Genomic DNA, 23,267 nt, shown 5'->3' on the forward strand with positions numbered 1-23,267 from the left:
TAAATTTTGTTAGCTTTTATAGCATATTTTCTATTTAACACAGTAACGATAGAATATGTTTTATAAGTCGAAGTGTTTTTCAAAATTTGTTGATAGCTTGTATTTGTCACCTTTGCGCAAGCGCATCAATACAAGGAGGTAATAATGCACGAGACAGTCAAAGAAGATCTTTTAAAAGAAGATTCACTTTTGGCTACATCTGTGTGGAGCGCGATGCTAGCTGGTAATCGTAAGTTTGCAGAAGGCTCATTAAATTGCCATGGACTTAGTGAAGAAACGAGATTATCTCTTATTGAAGGTCAGCATCCTGGAGCTGTTGTTCTTTCCTGTGCTGACTCGCGCGTGGCTCCAGAATTTGTGTTTGGTGCCGGTTTAGGTGATATTTTTTCTGTTCGCACTGCAGGCGAAGTGCTTGATGATGCTGTAATTGCATCTTTAGAATACGCTGTAAGCGATTTGGGAGTAAAAGTGCTTGTTGTTCTTGGACACGAGCATTGCGGTGCTGTACAAGCCGTTTTGCCGAATGTGCAAAAGCTGGTTTCTAAATACGGCGAAGATGAAGCAAACGAAATAATTGAGTCTAGCGAGTCAATATTGCTTCGTTCTTTAGGACCGGCTGCGCTCGCGGGTATTGAAGAAGACTTGAGCACGGACGATATTGAGCGCATTCACGTGTCTAATATGTTGACTGAAATTTGCGACAAATCTCAAATTATTCGTGAAGCCGCTTTTAACGATAACCTTATGCTAGTTGGCGCTAGGTATAGAATGAGTGATGGTTTAGTAGAGGTTCTTTCATGCTAAGTAGCATGTAGTCGCATTTTTAACAGAATTATTAATACGTTGTTAGGTTACAGATATGAATCAATCATCTAAAGATACGCTTGATGCAAATTCTGCAAATTCCACTAATTCTGCGAACTATCTTTTCTTGCTTGTCGGAGCTCCTTTAGTAGCTTTTATTATTGCAGCTGCTCCTGCTTTACAAGGGCAACATCCTTGGTTTCTCATTGATACAACAATTCGAGGTGTTTCCGGCTTGTTGCTACAAGCTATACCTTTTACGCTCATAGGTGTGCTTGTTTCTGCTGCAGTAGAAACTTGGGTAACTGCTGATTTTATTGAGAAACATGTTCCAAAATCTACAGCAAATGGTTTCTTGGCTGCCATATTAGCCGGCGTCTGTATGCCGGTTTGTGATTGTGTAGTCGTTCCAACGTTTTCTCGTTTAGTTGCAAGAAAACTACCATTGCCGTGCGCCATAACTTTTCTATGTGTAGTTCCTGTTGTAAATCCAGTATCTGTATTGGCAACATTTTATGCGTTTTCTGACGCTCCAGCTGTTGCTATTATGCGTATTGCGCTAGGTGTTGGTATTGCATTACTGGTTGGATTAACTTTTGTTATATTTCCTTCGAAAATCAATATTTTGCGTAAGAAAATTTTAGTAGAAAACGAATCTTCTTTACATTGTTCTTGCGAATTGAATAACGAAAGTAATCTCACAAAAAATAATATTGAAAAGCATAGTATTTCTGCGCAAATTCGCAAATATGTGCAGCATATACATCAGGATTTAATAAAATTAATTCCAATTATTGTATGTGGAACTATAGTTGCTTCTGTAATTCGCGCATGGCTCGGAGCTGATCCTGCTTCTCGCGTGCAAGTGAGTAATGTTTTCATTGCTATTCCTGTAATGATGGCTATTGCGTACGCAAGCTCTCTATGCTCCAGCTCAGATGCTGTAATTGCAAGAAGTTTAGCAACATCATTGCCTATGTCGTCGGTGCTAGTATTTCTGCTGTTTGGTCCTATGCTTGATTTAAAGAATACGCTTATGCTCGTTGAGGATTGCCGTGGTAAATTTGTGTGGCGCTTAACATTAACTATTGCTTTTGCGTGCTTCCTAGCGTCATTATTAGCTCACTGGGCTTGGGGGTTCATCGCATGAAAAAGCAAAAATGTGTTGAGCATAATGCTTGTAAAAAAATCACTTTAGCTCAATTGGTAGAAGCTATTTTATTGCTATTTTTTGCAGTCATAATTGCGGAAGTTACTTTAAGCGGTAGATATACGCTTTTTACTACGCCTAGAGCATATTATTATTTGTTAATTACTGCTATTTTGCTATTTATTTTGTCTATATGTGCTGCGATTGGATGGTTTTCTGTTTCTTCGCGCGATGTTTGGCGTATGTTTGTAGCTTTCGTTGTTCCTGCGCTACTTATTATTGTTCCTTTGCGTTACGCTCAAAATATTAGTGTAGATGGATTCGACCAGTATGCTGGCGGTCGTGCTATTGCTATTCGTAGCCAAAATTATCCTTTGCCAGGATTGTATGAAAAATCTCATGAGATAACAGTTGATGATGATGATTTCGGCTCCTGGTATGACGAAATCGATCATAATGCTGCAAAATATGATGGATATGCGATTACTCTTACAGGTTTTGTCAGCAGAGATTCTACGTTGAATGCAAATCAATTTAGGGTATCTCGTCAGCTTATGTCATGCTGTATTCTCGACATGTCTCCGTTTGGATTAGTTGCCGAAAAATCAAATATTGGCGAAATTCAAGATCATGAATGGGTGCGTGTTCGTGCACGCGTTTCTAGAGGCAATATTGGCATTCCTGGATATCAGCATCCTGGAGTTGTGCTGCACGTTATATCAATGCAAACAGCTCAAGCTCCAACTGGATATTTTTATCGCCCATAAATAATTTATCTTCGTTAATGGTGATAATTATTTTAGAATTGTTGATATCGCATAGAAGTAAACTAAGATAACAAGTATGGCGATTGGTTTTAATATTCTACTCATTATGATTTTTTTGCTATTTGGTTCCGTATTTGCGGCAACCGAATTAGCTTTAGTGAGCTTGAGAAGTTCGCAAATTGATCGCATGGAATTGCAGGATGCGCGTGGTGCTAGAGTTGCAAAAATTGCCCGCGATCCTAACACTTTTCTATCTGCTCTACAAATTGGAGTAACTCTTTCTGGCTTTCTTTCTGCATCGTTTGGTGAGTCTGCTTTAGCTCCGTATGTTGTGCCGGTTGTATGTTCATGGGGTGTTTCTTCGCACGTTGCTGGTCCACTTACAACAATCTTTCTAACTCTTGTTATTTCTTACTGTTCTATTGTTATTTCTGAATTAGTTCCAAAACGTATTGCTATGCAGCGTGCTGAGCAGATTGCGCGAGCGGTTGTGCCGGCGGTTGATGTTTTCTCAAAGATTTGCAAGCCTTTAATTTGGCTTATTGGAAAGAATACTAACGGTTTTGTGCGCATTCTTGGCTTTGATCCTAATGAGAAGGAAAGCGAAGTTTCTGACGAAGAATTGCGCGTGCTTGTCAATAGCAATAAACGTTTAAGTCAGGATGAGCGTACTATTTTGGATGATGTGTTTGATGCGTCTGAAACTATTGTTGCTGAAGTAATGCGTCCTCGTGCTGATGTTGAGTTTTTGGATGGTTCATTGAGCCTTGAAGAAGCTGCCGCGAAAATTCGTGAGCTTCCGTATTCTCGCTACCCTGTTATTGGCAAAGATTTTGATGATGTTATAGGTTTTGTGCATGTTCGTGATTTGCTAGATGTGCGTGATCCAAATGCAAAAACTGTTGCAGATGTAACTCGCGAAGGAATTAGTCTTCCTGGAACTTCCAAACTATTGCCGAGCCTGGAACTTCTTCGTAAACGTGGTATTCATTTGGCTGTTGTCATCGATGAATATGGTGGAACTGACGGTATTGTTACGCTTGAGGACATGACAGAAGAGCTAGTTGGAGATATTCGCGATGAATATGATTTGCCTGGTGAAACTGAGCAAAATAATGTGAATAAAACAACTGCTTTTGTAAATGGTGTTGCAAAAATTGATGGCGGTATGACCATTGAAGATTTTGCTGACATTACCGGCATTGAGCTTGAGGACGGTCCGTATGAGACTGTTGCAGGCTACTTTTTAGCGCATACTGGTTCAATGGGAAGTGTTGGAGCTGTTTTGCATGATGCGGATGGTTACGATATGACTGTGACTGCGGTTGATGGTAGGCGTATTGCGACGATTGAAGTGCGTCGCCGCGCGTAGTTTAAGCCATAGCAGTAGAATAATAACGGTATTAACAAACCTAAGGAAGGATAGAACATGGCTTTGTTGCATATTTTGCCAGGTCTCGACGAAGCGGCCAGTGAAAAGGCTGTTGCCATTTTACAGAATCGTTTAAGCCACGAGCAGGAAGCTGCTTTGGTGCTCAAGCATGCGCATTGGAATGTTACTGGTCCAGATTTTATTGCAGTGCACGAAATGCTTGATCCACAGGTTGCTGAAGTTTTGGCGCAGGCGGATGAAACTGCTGAGCGAATTGCAACTTTGGGCGGCTCTCCACTTGGCCGCGCAGACGATGTTGTTGCTGCTCGCACATGGAAGCGTTTTGCTTTGACTGGTCGCAAGTCTACAAAGGAGTATTTGCAAGCGCTTATTGAGTACTATAACGATATGATTGCAGACGATCGCAAGGCTATCGCGGAACTTGATGAGCTTGATTTAGTTAGCTCAAATATTATTCAAGATCATGTTCAACAGTTGGAAAAGTTCCAGTGGTTCATGCGTAGCCATCTTGATTAATTATTCTCTGTTTAATTTTTTTGATTCAAACCGCAACACGCTGTTTTCTTTTTATGGCGTGTTGCGGTTTGACATTTTCTGTGTCTGTGCTAATGTAACTACTTGTATGTTTTAGGCATACGAGTTGGGCCCGTAGCTCAGGTGGTTAGAGCGCATCCCTGATAAGGATGAGGTCGGAGGTTCAAGTCCTCCCGGGCCCACGATAGAATGACATCATTCTTTCGAATGGGGCTATGGCGCAGCTGGTAGCGCATCTGCTTTGCAAGCAGAGGGTCAGGAGTTCGAGTCTCCTTAGCTCCACGAACAGGGTTCTGATTGATTTTTCAATCAGAACTTTTTGTTTATCAATTTCTTTCTTGTCGCGTGCCCATTCAATTTTTGGGGAATAACCCAATTTTTTACTGATTACCCCTAATAAAATTAGGGTGACACCCTGATATTTGTCAGTGTTGTAAAAAATATAAAAATGTTTAAATAGTTGAATCTCTTCCCAGAGATTGCGGCATATATTTTGCTGTGGAACTATACACAATATATTGTTAACTTGAAAGGTATTAAAGAGAGATGAAAACCATAAAGGTTTTCATTTTAGACGGAAGGATGTAAAAAATGATTTATAAGATAAAACAAAATATTGCTGATATTTCTGCTGGCGTAGTTTCTTTATTAGTAGCTTCATTTGTTAAAGGTCAAGGTTGGAATATTCAAAATATTATGATTTGGCTTGCAACATTCGTAGCAACATATATCACACTACGTCTATTATTTATGCTTTTCAAAATTGTAAGAACTCTTTTCACTAAAGAACAGTAAATTTTAGGGTTATAGGCCGAATCTATGGCAAATAAATTGGCCTATAACCTAAATTTTAAAAAGATATGAAGCATAAACTTATTAATTTAATAATTCAAATAGTACAATTAGTAATTGTTGGAACTCATTATGGTGCTTTTTTGGAAGCATAATATTTACATGAGAATGCTTCTCATCAAGGCCTATTGGTACAATAATTACATATAAATAAACATAAGTATCTTTACGCCGTGTATTGAGTGCGCTATTTAAGTTGCGCCCAATGGGTTAACAAGGCGTGAAATCGTGTGTTAGCAGCGTCTTAAGCGGTTAACCTGATCAGCGTAAGGAAAGTGTATGCGTAAACTTTTAGCATATTGCCGTCGTGCACCTCAATTAACAGTCGTAATTCTTGCTTTTCCGTTTATTGCGGCTTTGTACTCATGCAATTTGCCTATATTGGCTACTTTTAATGAGAAAATTTATAATCTTTCGCAACGAATTTTTGATTTCTTAAATCTTGGTTGCGATATTTCAATAAGTATTAGTCTTGGCAAAACTATTATCGCTATTCTCGTTTTATATACCAGCCTTATTTCTTTGCGCAACATGATTAAAAATTTATTGCGCGGAACTTTAGGTATTGATTTGCTAGCTTTTGTTGCATTACTTGCAACGCTTTGTATTGGTGAGTTTTGGGCAAGCTATTTGATTGTTGTAATGGTTTGGACGGGAGAGGCAATTGAAGATTTTGCGCATATGAAAGCCCAGCGCAATCTGTCTCTTTTAGTAAGCGCAGCTCCAAAAACTGCTCATCTTATGACTTTGCCAGGTATTGAGTATGAAATGGATAATAATCAAGCAAATGATGAATCATACGAACCGCCATGTTTGAGTGAAAATCAGTGCAAGCCTAGCTCGTGTGTTCTGTGCCGGCATGCTGAATTCAGAAAAGTGGATGCCGCTAATTCTAAGCAATCTAATATTAGCGAGCAAAATTGCGACTATAAACACAATATTTGTCCATTTTTGCAATCAACTACAGACGGCGAAATCTCCTCAAATTTGCAGCGTTACAAAACGGTTCCAGTTGATGAATTAAATATTGGAAACGTAATTATTGTGCTTCCTGGCGAAACTGTGCCAGTTGATGGTGAGCTGTTAAGCGGTTCTGCAATTTTAGACACAAGTGCTATTAACGGAGAATCCGTTCCTAGAGAAGTCTATGCGGGAGCTGCAGTGCTTTCAGGCTGTGTAAACGGTGGAGTTGTGCTTATTATGCGCGTAACAAAGCTGTCTAAAAACTCGCAGTATCAGAAAATCATGCAGCTTGTTGAGTCTGCTAGGTCTTCTAAAGCTGCAGTAGTTAGATTTGCAGACATGTTATCTGTGCCGTTTACAGTATTATCTTTTGCGATTGCTGGCTTTGCTTGGGGCTTTTCTGGAGATGCTCTTAGATTTGCGCAAGTGCTAGTTTTGGCAACCCCATGTCCTCTGCTTATTGCAGTTCCAGTTGCTTGCATGGCTGGTACTGGGCGTTTAGCGAAACTTGGAATTGTTGTTAAAAGTCAGGATGTGCTTGAGCAATTAAGTCGTGTAACAGACGTATTTTTTGACAAAACTGGCACGTTGACGGTTAAACAGCCGCAAGTTGTAAACGTAGACGTAATCGATACTACCCAGAAGGCTGATCGTATTGTAATGCTCGCAGGTGTTCTAGAGACGTATTCTCAGCACATACTTGCAGGTGGTATTGCTAAAGCGGGAGCAAGCTTGTGGGAAAATGCTCACCCATCGTCGGTTCCGCAACTTCCTAGCGTGCGAGAATACCCTGTAGTGCACAGTGTTAAAGAAACTGCAGGTCAGGGTATTCAGGGCGTTGTAGACGGTATTTTAGTACGTGTAGGCAGACGCAAGTACGTTACAGAGCAAAACACGAATCAAACTATAGGCAAATCTCTCGCAGCAGACGAAATGGCAACCTACGTGTCTTTTGACGGCGTGCTGGTAGGAAGAATCGTATTAAAAGACGTGCCGCGCGATAATGCGAAATCAACTATTGACACATTGCGTACACTTGGTGCGCGCTCAATATCTATTCTTACTGGCGATAGTTTGCAAGCTGCAACAACAATTGGTAAAAGTGTTGGAATTGAAACAATATATGCAGATTTACTTCCGCAAGATAAATTAGCGCATGTAAAAAAGCACAATTACAATGCAGCCAAAAGTAAGAAAGATTCGACTGTAACAATGATGGTTGGAGACGGTGTAAACGATGCTCCAGTGCTTGCAGCTGCCGATATTGGCGTAGCAGTAACGGATGGCACAGATACGGCAGCATCTGAATGCGCACAGGTAGTTATTATGAACAACGATATTTCTTCTGCTGCAAGCGCAATAAGAGTAGCAAAACATACTAAACGCGTTATGGTTCAGTCAGTATTGATGGGCATTGGATTAGCAATTATAAGTATGATTTTTGCGGCTTTCGGTTTTATTCCAGCAGTTATTGGCGCAATGATGCAAGAAGCAATTGATGTTGTTGCTATTATGTGGGCTTTAACAGCATTGCGCGAACGAAAATAAAAATATTTTTTGGCAATATTTTTACGATATTCATTACGACACCTTTAATAATATTCGTTTGAGTATTTTATCGTTTGAGCATGTTGTAAGACGAAGTAATGCGCTAGTCTAATTATGAAAGCATACGAGTTAGCTGCAAACGGTAACGGCTCAAGCTTGTACGTAACTTATTTCTGGCGAAGAATTACATATAAACGCTTTACAGTTACGCTGCTGAGTGATTGAGGCAACCTATGCTTGTAGGCCGCGCTAAATAGCGCGAAAACGGCGAAAAGTGCCGTATAATACAGCTCAATATGGGGATAATAATGGAAAAAAATAACTTAAACGAAAATGTTTCACAAGAAACATCTCAACTGCGTATTGCTGTAATAGGAGCAGGTCCTGCAGGAGTGTACTCTTCCGATATCTTCTTACGTCAGATTGCAAAGCGTGGAGAAGAATTGGGATTAGGCTCTAGCGCTCGCATTGATCTTTTTGAAAAATTGCCAGTGCCTTTCGGCTTAGTGCGTTACGGAGTAGCTCCTGACCATCCAAGTATCAAATTTATTGCGGATGCGCTTGAAAAGACGCTTGATAATCCAAATATTCATCTTTATGCAAATGTTGAATTTGGTAAAGATATTGCATTAGAAGATTTACTTCATAGATATGATGCTGTGTTATTTGCAACGGGTGCTGTGAAAGATAGGTCTCTTCGAGGAGTTTCAGGTGCCGATTTAGACGGAGTGTATGGAGCTGCAAAATTCGTAGAATGGTACGATGGATACCCAACTAGCAATCGAGAATGGCCGCTTGAAGCCAAGGAAGTAGCTGTTATTGGTGGCGGAAATGTGGCAATGGATGTTGCTCGTGAGCTTTTACGAGATCCTGATTATTTGCGCGCTCATACGGATATTCCAGACGATGTGTATGAAGGATTGAAACAAAATCGCACTCAAACTTTACATCTATTTATTCGACGAGGTGTAGCTCAAGCGAAATTCTCAGTGCAAGAATTGCGTGAAATGGAAAAGTTACAGGGTGTGCAAATAATTATTAACGAAGATGATTTTGAACTTGACGATGAGACTATTGAAGTAGCCGGTAACGATAAGCTCACGCGTCAAATGGTTGAGGAGCTTTTCGCTATTCGCGATATGGCTGAAGACATGGAAGATGGCGGAAACGTTGATTTTGAGGGGAAGCCAGCCAACAAACGCTATATTATCCACTTCAACTGTGCGCCGGTAGAAATTCTTGGTGAAGATGGACATGTGAAGGCAATACGAGTTGAGCGCACGACTACAAGCGCCGATGGCAAAATGACTCGTACTGGAGAGTTCGAGGAATACGCCGTTCAAGCTGTATACCATGCCATTGGCTACCATCCTGCAGAAGTTGCAGGTATTGCTTACGACGAAAAGCGTACTTTGCTTGCAAATATTGATGGGCGCTTAGTGGAGTCTGTAGAAAATGGCGAAGTTCGTGAGCGATTGTATGCAACTGGCTGGGCTAAGCGTGGGCCGGTAGGATTAATCGGCTCTACAAAATCTGATGCTCTTTTGATTGTTAATAATATGCTTGAAGATTTATCTAAAGCTGGCAATGCTGGGCGAATCGCACCTGATCGCGATGAAAATTCTATAGATAAATTATTGGCAGAAAAGGGCATTAAACCAATTGATTACGCCGGTTGGAAGCGAGTTGACTCTTATGAGCGTGAACTTGGAGCCAATGAGCAGAGAACTCGAAAGAAAGTTGTTTCAGCTTCTGAACTTGTAAATATTGCTTTAGGTAGCAAATAATGCCCTAAATAAACTGAAAATATTACTTAGTATTTAAGTTTGTAGTTAGTAAATACGCAGTATATATTCAGAAAAATTTAAGTTCGCATTATTAAGATAGCTCATATGTTGAAAGGCTTGAGAATACACTATGGCAGCTTAAAAGCCGCACTATTTTTTGTTGTTGTGTGGCTTTTTCTTGCCTTATGTTGGGTTCTTACTGGCTCGCATCTGTCTTCACTAATATGGTTCATTATTCCTGGTATTGCATTTAGTGTTTTTGCTTATTGGGGCTCAAGTAAGCTTGCGATTATTGCTATGCATGCTACAGAGGTTAGTGAAGAAGAAGAGCCTGTGCTTTACGCAATGGTTAGAGATTTATCTGCTCGAATTGGTAAACCTATGCCGCGAGTAATGGTTTCTCCCTACGAAAGTCCTAATGCTTTTGCAACTGGTAGAAGTGAGCGTCATGCGAGTATATGTTGTACTCGTGGTTTGATTAATATTCTTAACGAGCGCGAGTTACGTAGTGTTATTGGTCATGAATTAACTCATATTTATAATCATGATATTCGCGCTTCTTCGCTGGCTACTGCTACAGCAACAGTATTAACGTACGTTGGTTCTTGGCTTGTTTATGTCGGTGATACATATCGTCGTGATATTCGCAAGTATTGCAAATTTATTGGTAAGTTTTTGAATATTTTATTCGCTCCTATTGCTTCTGTTATTATCAATGCAATTATTCCTGGTTCGCGTGAATTTGACGCAGATAAGGGAAGTAGTGAAATTACTGGAGATTTTGCTGCGCTTGCTTCCGCACTTAATAAAATTACTTACGGCATGCAGCTTCACGAGATGAAATCTACTGCTGGATTGCAGGCTGTTGCTTCTTTGATGATTATTTGTCCATGGGATAATAACGCTCCTGCGCTTGTGCGTTTGTGTACTGCGCGTCCTACTGTTCAGGATAGGATTGGGCGTTTAATGAGCATTGCTGCATGAATATTTTGTTTGTTGAACTTGCTTGTCTTGTTTATTGAGTTCATAAACTGATTCCTAAATATTGAAGCGGTAAGCTGTGCATGATACCCTTAGATGGTTGTTGAAACTAGTTTGCTTTTAAGTTACAGCATGCGGATGTAGTTCATCGGTAGAATGGAAGCTTCCCAAGCTTCAGAGGCGGGTTCGACTCCCGTCATCCGCTCCATTCAGATTGTAAAATTGTATAAGTTGTAGTTTTTGTACATTGGATGTATAAAAACTACAACTTACGCGTTAGTTAAACTTTCTTTTTCTTGCAATTGTCACGATTGTGCTAACAAACAGCATTAATGCAACGCTAAGTACAATTGGAATTATTTGTATTCCAGTACGAGGGAGTGCATTATTGGCTATTGTGGATTGTTTGTGTAAATGAGGGTCTTTCTTTACTAAAGTATTCGTCCACGCAACTTGTTTACCGTTTTCGTCAATAAGGACAATCGTATGATTGCCTTTATATTCTTCTGGGATAACTACGTCGAATACAATTCTGCCATATTCATTAATGTGAACTGTTACATATTTCATTCCATTTGCGCTATAAAGAAGTTTAGGGTTGGAATATATGTAGGCATAAGCTTTTACTGCTTTTTCTAGTTGTAATCTGCGCATGAATTCTGATGTTGCATTTACTGTAACAGTGATATGGTTATTTTTTCCCGCATAAGCAATGTTATTATTCCCGACGGTGAGAGTGTTGCACAACGCTGGAAGTAAATCTGCAATACTCTTTGGTGCTGATGGAATCTGTTGCTGTAATGTGTGTGATTCTGAGTTTGCGTTAAGCTCTATGTGGTTTTCGCGCATAGAATCGTTACTAACTGCAGGAGTTTGTAGAGTTTTGGAAGGATGTGTTGGTTCGGGAAATCCCATGCTTGGAATTTCCTTATGGTCTTGATCGAACTTATTAGTCTGTGGGGTTGTGCTATTTGCAGACTTATCAGGTTCGCCATTGCTAGAGTGTTCACTGTTGTCAGAATGAGATTCTGGTGTTGGTGGAACAGGTTGTGACTCTGGTTTAGGCGCAGGCGTTGGTTCCGGTGTTGGTGGTACAGGTGTCGGAGGTACGGGAGTTGGTGTTGGAGTTGGTGTCACTGGCGTCGCTGGTGTTAGCTCGGTCCATGGTGTTGATTTCTTTGCAGGAATTAACTCGGACCACGTAATACTCTTTTTAGCTGGGTTTAGTGGTGTTGCTGGAATGATTTCTACAATGTGAGCTTTAAGAGTTACTTTCTGTTTTGCTTTGTTTGCAAAGGTTATTTCTACAATAAATGTTGTTTCTCCAGTGTTTGTTGTGTTTGGTTGTTTTACAACTTGTACTGTGCTGTTTTCTGGTAAGTTTTTTAAGTATGGTTTGAAGTCGAAATTATCGGGGATTTTATTGTCTTTTTTGACTTCTATTTTCTTGCCGGATTCAGCAGTAACATTTGGAAGTTCCTCGATATTAGCCAATCGTTTATGAATAGTTATTGGAACTATAATAGTTTCTAATATTCTACCAGATAGTACGAGTAGTATTTTCCCTTCGTAGTTGCCGCATTGAGAAGTGTCAATTTTGTCGTATTCTGTAATGTCTGTAATGGTAGAGCCTTGCGGTATATCGTTAGGATTAAGAAGATGCTTTATTGTTGTGCCTTTTGGCAATGGATCATTTTCCATAATGTCAATATTCGTAATTTTAGGTTCGAAAGCTTGTTCGTCAGTTTTAATAACTGGCTCGTTAACTAATCCGTCGAGTGCATCAATTTTGCGACCGGTTCCCTCAATTTTATTGCGTTCGCCAACTGTGAATCCTTTGAAACTATCCATTCTAGGCTCAAAGTAACTACGAGATCCGTGACCTTCTCCAGATCTTCCTATGCTTATTGCACCTTCGAAATTTCCTATTCCGCCTATTACTGTATCGTTATCAACTTTATAATGAACGGCATAACCTTCTTTAGTTAGTTTATCGCCAAAATCAGATGTTTCCCAAAGCCATCTGTTGAATATATTACCTTTGATTCTCGGAGCGTTAAAAGTATAAGCTTTAATATTAAAAGTTGCGCCACTACTTTTAGCTCGAATTAAGGCTCTTTGTGCTAAGTACCCACCTAAAGAGTGACCTGTAACATATAAATTGCTTACAGTGTTCTTTTGTTTATATTCATCAATTAATTTATCTATATCAGCAGCTTGGCCTGGGTTTGAGCCAGTTCCAAGCAAGACATCATTCCATACATCTGTTGCGCCTTTAGTGCCGCGAATTGCTAATACTTGCACGCCGTTTTGCTTAATAAATGGGTACGCAGGATTCACATTTTCAAAAAGGATAGCGTCAAACCCACTCCCGAAGTGGTAGGTTTCCTTAACTTTCCAGAATGGTGCAAGCTCGTTGTGCATAAGGCGGTACTCATTGCGATTTTCATAAATAATCCTGAGCGGTTTTGAGTAGTCAAGTACTTCTTTGACGTAGCTGTCTTCCCTATACACAAGCTCCATAAAAAGCGCCATATCGCGAGGGCTAATATCCCACCTGCGAGGATTGCTATCGTTTTTGTCATCTAATCCGTCGCCGTCGGTGTCCTTAATAAGTGGATGCGAATTATATCCGTAATATGTGCGTCCGTTTTTTACGTAAGTGTAAAGCTCTTCGCTGTTCTTCAGACCGTCGCCGTCGCTATCTTGATCTGGATCTAGCGCGGCTTTATGGTAAAGCAAAGAATCAATCTGATTATTTTCCAAACGAATTCGACCAGTAGAAATGTCGTGAGCGGTTTGTGCGGTAAGAGGTACGTGCACTGGTGATGTTTCTTCTGCCGCTGCGGTTGTTGCTAGCGAAGGTATGTAAACCAGCGATGAAATGATCAAACCAAAAGTTAATACAATTCCACTAATTGTGTGAACGGTACTTACTTTTCTCATACTGCTATTCCTTACTTTTTGTACAGACTTCTACTTTATTTTGAAAATATTTTTGCGAGCAGCACAACAGATTTAGCTCAACGTGTTGGTTTTATCAGATTTAACAACTTTATAAAATTGTATCTAGTTGAATCAGATAATTTTAATAAGTACCAAAAGTTAATACTTAAGCTGATGCGGTGTAATAGGAAAGAATTTCATTAGATTAATTGATATAGGAAAAGCACTGAGCTACTTGTGATATTAATGAATCATCGGTAAATCAGCACTTAGCTTATTGTTAATAAATTACACGAGATAGCTATCTATTGCTGGTGCTAATTAATAATCATTAATTAGCAGTAATTAGAACGTGCGAACATCGTAGAAGTTGTTAAGTTCTTCCATCCAACGTCCAGTGCCAGAAATATCTCCTCTAGTACCTACGGTGAAACCTGGGAAATTGTTCATACGGGCCTCAAGATAGCTTCGAGAGCTATGTCCTTGCGCAGAATTGCTGACGCTTATAGCTCCAGCAAAATTGCCAACAGAACGAATAACCTTGTCGTTGTCTACTTTGTAATGAACAGCGTAACCTTCTCGAGTGAGCTTATCGCCAGTATTGGCGACGGCACGCAACCAACGGTTGAAAATATTTCCCCAAATTTGTGGTGAATTGAATGTGTAAATTTTCTTAATCCAGTTGTAGCCTTTGCCTTTAGCACGAATTAAAGCACGCTGTGCAAGATATCCTCCGAGGGAATGTCCGGTAATATACAAATTGCTAACAGTATTTTCGCGACCATAACGCTCAATCAACTGCTCAACATCTTTAGCTTGATCTGGGTTATGACCTACAGCTATTGCAAAATCATCATCGTAATCATTAAATTGGGAAGTTCCACGAATTGCTAGTACTTGAACAGTGCCTTGTTCTAAGAATGGGTATGGACTTACATTTTCAAACAAAACAGCATCAAATCCTCCCCTTTTGTGGTAGGTTTCCTTAACTTTCCAGAATGGTGCAAGCTCGTTGTGCATAAGGCGGTACTCACTGCGATTTTTGTAAATGTCGTGAAGCGGTTTAGTGTAATCGAGTACCTTATTTATGTAATTATCATCTCGATAAGAAAGTTCAGAGAATAAAGCCATATCGCGAGGACTAATATCCCACCTGCGAGGATTGCTGTCTTGATTATCTGGAATACCATCGCCATCGGTATCGTTCATCATAGGGTGAGAATTGTACCCATAATAAGTCTTACCGTCTTTAGTGTAAGTGTAAATTTCCTGACTATTAGTTAAGCCGTCACCATCTAAATCAGCTTGTGGATCAAGAGGCTTCTTGTGATATAAAGACATATCCAAAGCCCCAGGTAAATCTAAGCCTATAGTTCCATTTGCGATTTGTTTAGCTGTTTCAGCAGTAAGTGGAGTTTTTGCATAATTATCTGCGGTTGTTGCCATTGCTGGCATTGCGAAAGCAGATAGGCTCAAGAGCATGCATAGGCTAGTTAAAAACCCTGTTACTGCATTGCGTTTCATAGTATCCTCCCATATTTTGTTTAGTTTTGTAGTCAACAAATGTATAGGACGACTGTTTACGATTTGTAGCACCTCTTTGTTAACTACGTGCGTTATATAAATTAATCGAAATTTATTTTGCCGCCACAATTGCTATTCTACACAGTTCATCAATTGTATAGTCTACATAAACAAAAGTCCATACTTCTAAATAAATGTTGTTGCTCCTTTTTTGTTTACTAAAATCATTGACGATGTGTATAAGAGTCATAGAAAACATCTATATAACTAGAATTATCAATAGCCATAATCTATTCTTAATAATGAAAATAAAAGCGCAACGAAGGCGCAAATGACCTATTTAGGAGAATGATATGAGTTTAATGAACACACATATTCTTCCATTCAAAGTAAATGGTTATAAGAATGGCGAATTTGTTGAAGTAAGTGATACTGATGTTCTTGGCAAATGGGCAATTTTCTTCTTCTATCCAGCTGATTTTTCATTCGTATGCCCAACTGAATTGGAAGATCTTGCAAACCACTATGAGGAATTGCAAAAGCTAGGCGTTGAAGTTTACTCAGTCTCTACGGATACACATTTTGTACACAAAGCATGGCATGACGATTCTGAAGCAATTGCAAAAGTAAAGTACACTATGTTGGGTGATCCTTCCGGAGCTCTTTCGCGTAATTTTGACGCTTGGAATCAAGAATCCGGTTTAGCTCACCGAGCTACATTCCTCGTGAATCCGCAAGGTGTGATTCAGTTCTTTGAGATGACCGCAGACGGAATTGGTCGTAACGCCGACGAGCTGCTTCGTAAAGTTAAAGCAGCACAGTATATTGCAGCGCACCCAGGCGAAGTTTGCCCAGCAAAATGGGAGCAGGGCGAAGAAACCTTGGAACCTTCTATCGATTTAGTCGGCAAAATCTGATTTTTGCAATTAAATATTAAAGAATATTTTTTTAAAGAATCATCTCAATGCGTAGGGAGCTACGTTCATAGTTTCCTACGCATTTCTCTTATTTTTGCTTGTGACTAAAATTGCGGAAGGAAGTAAACTATGTCTTTGTTGAATGCATCATTAACTGCTCAGCTTTCAGAATTACTAAAAAAGATGGTATCTAAAATAGAAATCATTTCTTACGTTGATAATTCTGAAACATCTCAAAAAGTTAAATCCTTACTGGAAGAAGTATCTCAGCAAAGTGACAAAATCAGTATTTCTGAAGTAAATAATAATGAAATTAGCAATGTAAAGCGTAAGCCAAGCTTTGAATTGCGTAGAAAACTAGATAATCCAGTAAATGGAGAATCTACTGTATCGGTTAGTTTTGCGGGATTGCCTTTAGGGCACGAATTCAGCTCTTTAGTACTAGCACTTCTACAAGTAAGTGGCTATGCGCCAAAAATTAGTGATGAGCAACGCGATGCAATACTAAAGCTTGGTTCACACAATGTGACAACATACATGTCGGTAATTTGCCTGAATTGCCCAGAAGTTGTGCAATCGCTTAACACCATTTCTATTATTAACCCTAAAATCCAGCATACTGTAGTTGAAGGTAGCGCTTTCCGTGAAGAAGTAGATAAACTCGGTGTAATGAGCGTGCCAGCAGTTTTTGAAAATGGCAAACTTATTTCCTCCGGACGGGCAGGAATTGACGAACTTGTATCTGTGCTCGCAGAACAAGAAAAATCTGTTGAGCAAAATGAGAATGGCAATAATGGTAATAGCGTTTCTTCGGCAAATGTTGCGCTCGCAGAAAAAATGAATTCGCAAAATCCATACGATATTGTTATTGCTGGCGGCGGTCCTGCTGCTTCTGCTGCCGCAATTTACACTGCTCGTAAGGGTTTGCGTACAGCTATGATTATGGATCATCGTGGCGGACAGGTTGTAGAAACTGAAAGTATTGAAAATCATATTTCCCAAACGCATACGACTGGTTCTCAACTAGCAGCAGATTTAACTAAGCATATTTCGCAATACGATATTGACGTATTTACTCCTGATTGGGCAGACTCGCTCGATTTATCTAAGGAACCATATGGGTTACATACTATTCATGCGCGTTCTGGCGGATCTTTGAAAGCGCGTGCAGTGATTATTGCAACTGGCGCGACTTGGCGTACGTTGGGCGTTCCTGGAGAAGATGAGTATAGGAATAGAGGCGTATCATTCTGCCCTCATTGCGACGGCCCACTTTTCAAAGATAAGAATGTTGTCGTTGTTGGCGGCGGAAATTCTGGTGTTGAAGCTGCTATTGATTTAGCAGGAGTTGCAAAACATGTGACGGTGGTTGAGTTCATGGATGTGCTTAAAGCTGATCAAGTATTGCTTAATACTTTGCATAAATTACCTAACGCTGAAGTTATTACGAGTGCTGCCGTAAGTAGTATTGAAGGTAATGGTAGTAAAGTTACTGCAATACGTTACATAGATCGCAATAAAGCAGACGATGATGAAAACAGAGAACATATTGTTGAAACCGATGGGGTTTTTGTGCAAATTGGTTTAGCTCCGAATACTCGTTGGCTTGTAAATAATATTTCTCTCAATAATCGAGGAGAAATTATTACGAATCGCGCTGGATGCACTGATACTCCGGGTGTTTTTGCTGCTGGAGATTGTTCAGACGAACCGTATAAGCAGATTGTTACAGCGTATGGTTCTGGAGCCAATGCTGCGTTATCTGCATTTGACTATCTTATCCGCAGCCCGCAAAATAAATAATTTATAAAATTTATTATGCAATAAACAATGGGGGGCGTCTTATGAATATTAGAGCGTTAGAATATCTAATAGCTTTTGCACAAGAAGGAAGCTTTACCAAGGCGGCTGTTCGTATGCGCGTCTCTCAGCCTACTCTTTCAACGCAAATTAAAAAACTTGAAGAGACTTTAGACGTAGAACTTATTGAGCGCACTCCCGGGAAACAAATCTTAACTCCTGCTGGGAGGGAAGTGGTTTATTACGCTAAACGTATTCAGGCAGATATGTCACGTATTCGACAAGCTGCAAGACGCTCAGAAGATCCATGGTCATCTACAGTAGTTTTGGGTGTGTTCCCAACGTTAGGACCATACTTACTTCCAAGAATTATGCCTGCACTCAGGCGTTTAAAACCAAAACTTACTATTCGTTTTATAGAAGAAAAATCAGCGAAACTTATTGATTTGCTAGATAGTGGTCAAGTCGACGCAGTTATATTAAGCGAAAGTTTGAATGCGCCTTCAATAAAAGTGTGTCATGTTTTTGACGAAGATTTTCTTCTTGCGACTTCTACAAATTCTTTGCTAGGACACGAGAGTAAACCAATTGAACTTTCAGATTTGTCTACTCAGAAAGTGCTTTTACTAGAAGATGGGCATTGTATGCGTAGAAGCATGCTCGATGTATGCCAAAAAGTGGGGGCGAAGCAATCAGAATTTAGGGCAACGTCGTTAGAAACTTTGCGATATATGGTTGTAGGTAGCAAAGATGTGACATTATTGCCGCGTCTTGCAACTGTACCTCCAATTGTGCAACCAGTTGGTTTGATGTTGCGTGAGTTTAAGAATCCTAAACCTTATCGATCGTTATATTTGAATTGGCGCGCAGCTTCTCCAGTAGACAAAATTATGGAAGGATTGTGCACAATAATTAGTTCAGCATGCTCTGATTTGCATAAAAAATAAGTAGGATATTCTGTTTAAAAATAAAAATAGGCACTTCTGTTTGCTAAGTTAGCTACAGAAGTGCCGTATTCTTCTTCTCTTACTTTTTATTCTCACTTTATTTTGAGAATTATCTGCCTCGTTTTATTTGCTGTGTTTTATTTGTTGCTAAATTAATGATTTATAATTCAATTCCAAGATAGCGTGCTACTTGATTCACATCCTTATCTCCACGGCCGGAAACTGTTACTAAAACAATGTCATCCTTACTCATCTTTGGAACCATCTTCATAGCTTGTGCTATTGCATGTGAGCTTTCCAAAGCTGGGATGATTCCTTCAACTCTAGAAAGTGCGCGAAAAGCTTGAACTGCTTCATCATCAGTGATTGCGTAGTATTCTGCGCGACCAGAATCCTTTAAATATGAGTGTTCTGGGCCGACTCCAGGGTAATCCAATCCCGCAGAAATAGAGTAGGCCGGAAGCTCGTTACCGTCATCATCCATAAGAACATAAGTTTTCATGCCATCCGTAATGCCAACTTTTCCATTCGTCATAGTAGCAGCATTTTGAGGAGTATCAGCGCCTTTACCTGCGCCTTCAGCACCAATCAATCGTACAGACAGATCCTCAATATATGCTGCAAAAGAACCAATTGCATTAGAACCGCCACCAATGCAAGCAATTACAGCATTCGGCAATCTGCCTTCCTTTTCTAGGATTTGCCTTCTCGACTCTTTGCTAATAACGCTTTGAAAATCGCGAACCATTTGTGGATAAGGGTAAGGTCCCACTGCGGAACCAACGATGTAGAAGGTATCATCCAAGTGCTGTGCATAATCCATAAATGCTGCAGTTACAGCATCTTTTAAAGTTTTTGTGCCTTCTTGAACAGCATGAACTTTTGCACCGAGCAAAGTCATTCTAAAAACGTTAAGTTTTTGGCGTTCGCAATCAAGTGCGCCCATAAAAATTTCGCATTCCATACCGAATCGTGCTGCTGCAGCAGCAGTGGCAACGCCATGCTGACCGGCTCCGGTTTCAGCGATAATGCGCTTTTTACCCATGCGCTGAGCGAGTAAAATTTGTCCGAGAACATTATTCATTTTGTGAGCGCCGAGATGGTTTAAATCTTCGCGCTTTAAATATACTTTTGCGCCGCCTAAATATTTTGTGAAAGATTCAGCATAGTATAAAGGTGTTTCGCGACCGTCGTAATCTTTTAATAATCCAGCTAATTCATTGCGGAACTCTGGATCGTCTTTGTATTGTAAGTAAGCTGCTGCTACTGCGTCGAGTGCTGGACGAATCATATCTGGTACGTACTGTCCGCCAAATTCACCGTAATACATGTTTTGTTCAACTGCGTTTACCATAATTTTGCCCTTCTTGTGCGTGCCGAGGAAATCGGCATTAAGTTTGTTCTTTATTATTTTTATGTTGATTATTCTGTAAATTTGAAGGGCGTGTGCTCAGATAACAAAAAAGCTGGATGGCAGCTTATATGCCATTCAGCTCAAATAATGTTGATGATGAATCCGGCATAGCCCCGTTGATTGTTTAAAATCAGCAAGCCCACACCGATATGTGAACTCGCTTTTAACTACGCCAGCTGCGCCAGAAACGAGTATTCATGTTCATCAACCTCCAATCTTGTTGCACAAGTTTAGCCTTAGCTGTGACAATGTCAACCTTTTAGTGTTAATTCGGCGTTTCGTGCAGAAAAAATTTAACCCCGGCGTCCATGCGCCGGGGGAATAAAGGAGAGAAGAAAAGAATAAGTTTTAGGTGCTCTGCACCTGTCTTTTTGTCGACAATATTATATAATCACACTATTCTGAGCAGAACAGTAACGCTAACTGATAATTACCTGAGAATTATCTACTTTTCTTCTAAATCTTGCTATTTTAGGAATTACTTTTCTAAAAACGGAATCATTTTTCTAAAAATATTATTCGCTTAAATCAGCGCGATAGAAATGCTCATACGAACGTGACGGAGTTGGACCGCGCTGACCTTGATAGTGCGATCCGTTAACGGCTGAACCGTATGGGTTTTCACATGGTGAGCTTAACTGGAAGAAACACATTTGACCAATCTTCATGCCAGGCCAAAGTTTAACTGGCAAAGTGCTAACGTTTGAAAGCTCCAAAGTAATATGACCTTCAAAACCTGGATCAATGAAGCCAGCTGTGGAATGTGTCAAAATACCAAGACGACCAAGCGAGCTTTTGCCTTCCAAACGTGCAGCAATAGTAGCGTCAAGTTTTACATACTCCCACGTAGCGCCGAGTGCGAACTCTCCAGGATGAAGAATCCATGGCTCGTCAGGAGCTACCTCGAACTGTTCTGTAAGTTCACCCTGATTTTCTGCAGGATCAACATACGTGTAAGCATGGTTGTTAAATAAGCGGAAAAAACGGTCGAGGCGCACGTCAATCGACGCAGGCTGTACCATTTCCGGGGTCCATGGGGTCAAATCAATATGACCCTCATCATGAGCTTTGAGAATGTCGTGATCAGACAACAGCATGACGTCAAATCTCCTTGCAATAAAGCTTATACATCAGTAACTTCATTGTTCGCACGAAATATTTATTGCTATTTTGCGCGAAAAATACAATACGCACAATTGTAGCGCGTGCCGCGGTCTGTGAGTATTCTGCAAGCTATTTCCTGAAAACAAATAAATATTCATGAGCAATAAGCAAAAAATTATACTTGATACTATTTGTCTTCCAATACCCAGTTGCTTTACAGTTATGCTGTTCCTTAATGATTATTTCTTTGAGCGTAAATCCTACATTTTGAAATATTTTCATTACTTCAAACGACATAGGTATCATGCAACCTTTTCGCCTTGTGTCTCCCATCAATATCGCACAAAACTTCCCAGACTTTAGAACTCTATAGCTTTCAGATGCTACTTTTTTCATTTCGTCTAAAAATGGATTAATGTCCAAAAGCGATAAATCATCTGGAATGCATTCGCTATATTTAATTATATTTGCATATGGTGGGTGAGTGCAGACAAAATCAATGCTTTCATTATCTAGAAAATCTAGATTTCTAGCGTCTCCTTTTTTAATGAAAACCTTTCCGTTAGCTCCTTCGTGTTCAAAATCTACTTTTTCGTTGCACCTATTAAGCGCTAAATCATTAACATCCACACCGATGATATTCCTGTTAAGCAACTTTGCTTCCACAAGTGTTGTGCCTCCGCCAACGAATTGATCTAGTACTAAATCGTTTTCTGAAGAGTATCTCAAAAGAAGATTCCTAACAACATAAGGCGACCAGTTCCCGCGCCACTTTGCGTCATGAGTAGCCCAGTTTCCTCTGTTCGGGAATGACCAGTGAGTGGTCATTTCCAGTTCAAAATCATCTGGTTCCCAGCGCGCTATATGATTCTGAGTCACCTAAAAATCTCCTTCATAATGTTATGTTCCATATCGTAAATGTTGTAAAGATTTGGCATGACATCAAAGGTTTCTTCAAGATTATTACGCGCGCTTTCCCACCCCTTGCCGTCTGTAAACCATACGAATGTAAAGCCTTTTATATCTTTGCTTTCTAGTGCGAGTGTTTTATAGCTTCTAGAAGTTTCATTTAGTTTGCTTCCTCCTGTGCTGTAGAAATTTGTCTCTATCCCGTACACTGTTCTGTCTGTTTTTACAATAAAATCAAATCGTTTTTCCATTTTTCCTTGATTTGAAATTGATGAAAGATCGACATTCCATTTATCAGAAATTTCATGAATATACATTTCTTTAAAATAATTTTCATTTTTTACGAATCCTGCAGATTGTATGAAGCTTTCCACAAGATCTTCCATAAGATGACCGCCTCGATTCTTTCTTCCATTAGAATCAAGACCTGTTTCAATACCCGTGACATAATCAACTAGATTTGTAACAATATGATGCTGTAAAAGCTCAAATAATCCAGTTTTACGCATAAAGTATTTATATTTTTCGCGTTCAAGTTGTGATAATGAACTGAATCTTTTAGGATCAAAATAAAAAGTATTATTTTCACTATTATCTTGGCAGTATATTTCGTAGGATCTAACAGCCAAAAGTATTGGCACACACTTTATTACTTCTGGATATTTAACTAGTAATCCGTCAAAATCTTTTTCGATATTTTGTGAACCAATAAGTGAATTCAATATATTTAATTCAACTTTTATTGAATCAACATTAGAGTAGACTTTGTGAAAATCTACATAAAAATCATATGTTGCAATGCTTTCGCGAAATGTTGAAAGCCAATTGTTAAAATTTCGTTCCATAATGTTTCTCCATAACTATTTCTTGTGATAACGATTATTTCCGTAAGCGCAATTACTTTTATGAACCAAATTATTGTTCAAC

General features: G+C 39.7%; 18 protein-coding genes and 3 tRNA genes. 15 read left to right on the forward strand and 6 right to left on the reverse strand.

The window, feature by feature from the left end:
- Positions 1-144: 144 nt before the first annotated feature.
- From HXT40_RS00610 to HXT40_RS00665, 12 genes are all read left to right on the forward strand, one after another.
- On the forward strand, positions 145-804 hold the full coding sequence (locus HXT40_RS00610; protein WP_064621678.1) for a carbonic anhydrase: 660 nt from the start codon (positions 145-147) through the stop codon (positions 802-804).
- A 55-nt stretch (positions 805-859) separates the two neighbouring features.
- Positions 860-1,954, forward strand: coding sequence for a permease (locus tag HXT40_RS00615; protein WP_064621677.1), 1,095 nt, complete (start codon positions 860-862; stop codon positions 1,952-1,954).
- Positions 1,951-2,721 (forward strand): TIGR03943 family putative permease subunit, encoded by a 771-nt coding sequence (locus HXT40_RS00620; protein ID WP_004109484.1) that lies wholly within the window; start codon positions 1,951-1,953, stop codon positions 2,719-2,721. Before HXT40_RS00615 ends, HXT40_RS00620 begins: the two co-directional genes overlap by 4 nt.
- Positions 2,722-2,797: 76 nt before the next feature.
- Positions 2,798-4,093: a hemolysin family protein gene (locus HXT40_RS00625; protein WP_012913683.1), complete on the forward strand. Its 1,296-nt coding sequence runs from the start codon at positions 2,798-2,800 to the stop codon at positions 4,091-4,093.
- A gap of 57 nt (positions 4,094-4,150) precedes the next feature.
- Positions 4,151-4,630, forward strand: a complete 480-nt coding sequence (locus HXT40_RS00630; protein ID WP_012913682.1) for a Dps family protein — start codon at positions 4,151-4,153, stop codon at positions 4,628-4,630.
- A gap of 126 nt (positions 4,631-4,756) precedes the next feature.
- Positions 4,757-4,830 (forward strand) — tRNA-Ile (locus HXT40_RS00635).
- Positions 4,831-4,857: 27 nt separating this feature from the next.
- Positions 4,858-4,930, forward strand: a tRNA-Ala gene (locus HXT40_RS00640).
- A 309-nt stretch (positions 4,931-5,239) separates the two neighbouring features.
- Entirely contained in the window at positions 5,240-5,443 is a 204-nt protein-coding gene (locus HXT40_RS00645) for a hypothetical protein (protein WP_012913681.1), read from the forward strand.
- A gap of 336 nt (positions 5,444-5,779) precedes the next feature.
- Positions 5,780-8,011: a heavy metal translocating P-type ATPase gene (locus HXT40_RS00650; protein WP_410310269.1), complete on the forward strand. Its 2,232-nt coding sequence runs from the start codon at positions 5,780-5,782 to the stop codon at positions 8,009-8,011.
- 308 nt (positions 8,012-8,319) lie between these two features.
- Entirely contained in the window at positions 8,320-9,798 is a 1,479-nt protein-coding gene (locus HXT40_RS00655; protein ID WP_004109461.1) for an FAD-dependent oxidoreductase, read from the forward strand.
- A gap of 105 nt (positions 9,799-9,903) precedes the next feature.
- Positions 9,904-10,782: a M48 family metalloprotease gene (locus HXT40_RS00660; RefSeq protein WP_421777251.1), complete on the forward strand. Its 879-nt coding sequence runs from the start codon at positions 9,904-9,906 to the stop codon at positions 10,780-10,782.
- 131 nt (positions 10,783-10,913) lie between these two features.
- A tRNA-Gly gene (locus HXT40_RS00665) sits at positions 10,914-10,987 on the forward strand.
- A gap of 68 nt (positions 10,988-11,055) precedes the next feature.
- On the opposite strand, the gene HXT40_RS00670 is transcribed toward HXT40_RS00665, so the two are convergent.
- Both HXT40_RS00670 and HXT40_RS00675 read right to left on the reverse strand, forming a co-directional pair.
- Positions 11,056-13,725, reverse strand: a complete 2,670-nt coding sequence (locus HXT40_RS00670) for a Rib/alpha-like domain-containing protein (protein ID WP_410310270.1) — start codon at positions 13,723-13,725, stop codon at positions 11,056-11,058.
- Positions 13,726-14,070: 345 nt separating this feature from the next.
- The gene (locus tag HXT40_RS00675; RefSeq protein WP_012913676.1) at positions 14,071-15,249 is read right to left on the reverse strand and encodes a lipase family protein; all 1,179 of its coding nucleotides are present in this window, start codon (positions 15,247-15,249) and stop codon (positions 14,071-14,073) included.
- A gap of 353 nt (positions 15,250-15,602) precedes the next feature.
- On the opposite strand from HXT40_RS00675, the gene ahpC reads away from it, so the two are divergent.
- From ahpC to HXT40_RS00690, 3 genes are all read left to right on the forward strand, one after another.
- A complete protein-coding gene (gene ahpC / locus HXT40_RS00680) occupies positions 15,603-16,166 on the forward strand; it encodes an alkyl hydroperoxide reductase subunit C (protein ID WP_012913675.1) in 564 nt (187 codons plus the stop codon).
- 129 nt (positions 16,167-16,295) lie between these two features.
- Positions 16,296-17,969, forward strand: coding sequence for an alkyl hydroperoxide reductase subunit F (ahpF, locus tag HXT40_RS00685; RefSeq protein ID WP_102704530.1), 1,674 nt, complete (start codon positions 16,296-16,298; stop codon positions 17,967-17,969).
- 41 nt (positions 17,970-18,010) lie between these two features.
- On the forward strand, positions 18,011-18,913 hold the full coding sequence (locus HXT40_RS00690) for a LysR substrate-binding domain-containing protein (protein ID WP_004109449.1): 903 nt from the start codon (positions 18,011-18,013) through the stop codon (positions 18,911-18,913).
- A gap of 160 nt (positions 18,914-19,073) precedes the next feature.
- Here HXT40_RS00690 and trpB read toward each other — a convergent pair whose 3' ends face one another.
- From trpB to HXT40_RS00710, 4 genes are all read right to left on the reverse strand, one after another.
- On the reverse strand, positions 19,074-20,267 hold the full coding sequence (gene trpB, locus HXT40_RS00695) for a tryptophan synthase subunit beta (RefSeq protein WP_416090722.1): 1,194 nt from the start codon (positions 20,265-20,267) through the stop codon (positions 19,074-19,076).
- A gap of 575 nt (positions 20,268-20,842) precedes the next feature.
- Positions 20,843-21,424 (reverse strand): dCTP deaminase, encoded by a 582-nt coding sequence (dcd, locus tag HXT40_RS00700; protein WP_004109442.1) that lies wholly within the window; start codon positions 21,422-21,424, stop codon positions 20,843-20,845.
- Positions 21,425-21,560: 136 nt separating this feature from the next.
- A complete protein-coding gene (locus HXT40_RS00705; protein ID WP_233186329.1) occupies positions 21,561-22,310 on the reverse strand; it encodes a TRM11 family SAM-dependent methyltransferase in 750 nt (249 codons plus the stop codon).
- Positions 22,307-23,185, reverse strand: a complete 879-nt coding sequence (locus HXT40_RS00710; protein ID WP_180963727.1) for a type II restriction endonuclease — start codon at positions 23,183-23,185, stop codon at positions 22,307-22,309. Before HXT40_RS00710 ends, HXT40_RS00705 begins: the two co-directional genes overlap by 4 nt.
- Positions 23,186-23,267 lie beyond the last annotated feature (82 nt).

This window comes from Gardnerella sp. DNF01180P (genome assembly GCF_049244205.1).
Classification (GTDB): Bacteria; Actinomycetota; Actinomycetes; order Actinomycetales; family Bifidobacteriaceae; genus Bifidobacterium; species Bifidobacterium swidsinskii.

Excerpts from the sequence above, each read along its gene's own strand:
- HXT40_RS00610 (WP_064621678.1), top strand. The coding sequence starts at position 145 with ATGCACGAGACAGTCAAAGAAGATCTTTTAAAAGAAGATTCACTTTTG.
- HXT40_RS00615 (WP_064621677.1), top strand. The coding sequence starts at position 860 with ATGAATCAATCATCTAAAGATACGCTTGATGCAAATTCTGCAAATTCC.
- HXT40_RS00620 (WP_004109484.1), top strand. The coding sequence starts at position 1,951 with ATGAAAAAGCAAAAATGTGTTGAGCATAATGCTTGTAAAAAAATCACT.
- HXT40_RS00625 (WP_012913683.1), top strand. The coding sequence starts at position 2,798 with ATGGCGATTGGTTTTAATATTCTACTCATTATGATTTTTTTGCTATTT.
- HXT40_RS00630 (WP_012913682.1), top strand. The coding sequence starts at position 4,151 with ATGGCTTTGTTGCATATTTTGCCAGGTCTCGACGAAGCGGCCAGTGAA.
- HXT40_RS00645 (WP_012913681.1), top strand. The coding sequence starts at position 5,240 with ATGATTTATAAGATAAAACAAAATATTGCTGATATTTCTGCTGGCGTA.
- HXT40_RS00650 (WP_410310269.1), top strand. The coding sequence starts at position 5,780 with ATGCGTAAACTTTTAGCATATTGCCGTCGTGCACCTCAATTAACAGTC.
- HXT40_RS00655 (WP_004109461.1), top strand. The coding sequence starts at position 8,320 with ATGGAAAAAAATAACTTAAACGAAAATGTTTCACAAGAAACATCTCAA.
- HXT40_RS00660 (WP_421777251.1), top strand. The coding sequence starts at position 9,904 with ATGTTGAAAGGCTTGAGAATACACTATGGCAGCTTAAAAGCCGCACTA.
- HXT40_RS00670 (WP_410310270.1), bottom strand. The coding sequence starts at position 13,725 with ATGAGAAAAGTAAGTACCGTTCACACAATTAGTGGAATTGTATTAACT.
- HXT40_RS00675 (WP_012913676.1), bottom strand. The coding sequence starts at position 15,249 with ATGAAACGCAATGCAGTAACAGGGTTTTTAACTAGCCTATGCATGCTC.
- ahpC (WP_012913675.1), top strand. The coding sequence starts at position 15,603 with ATGAGTTTAATGAACACACATATTCTTCCATTCAAAGTAAATGGTTAT.
- ahpF (WP_102704530.1), top strand. The coding sequence starts at position 16,296 with ATGTCTTTGTTGAATGCATCATTAACTGCTCAGCTTTCAGAATTACTA.
- HXT40_RS00690 (WP_004109449.1), top strand. The coding sequence starts at position 18,011 with ATGAATATTAGAGCGTTAGAATATCTAATAGCTTTTGCACAAGAAGGA.
- trpB (WP_416090722.1), bottom strand. The coding sequence starts at position 20,267 with ATGGTAAACGCAGTTGAACAAAACATGTATTACGGTGAATTTGGCGGA.
- dcd (WP_004109442.1), bottom strand. The coding sequence starts at position 21,424 with ATGCTGTTGTCTGATCACGACATTCTCAAAGCTCATGATGAGGGTCAT.
- HXT40_RS00710 (WP_180963727.1), bottom strand. The coding sequence starts at position 23,185 with ATGGAACGAAATTTTAACAATTGGCTTTCAACATTTCGCGAAAGCATT.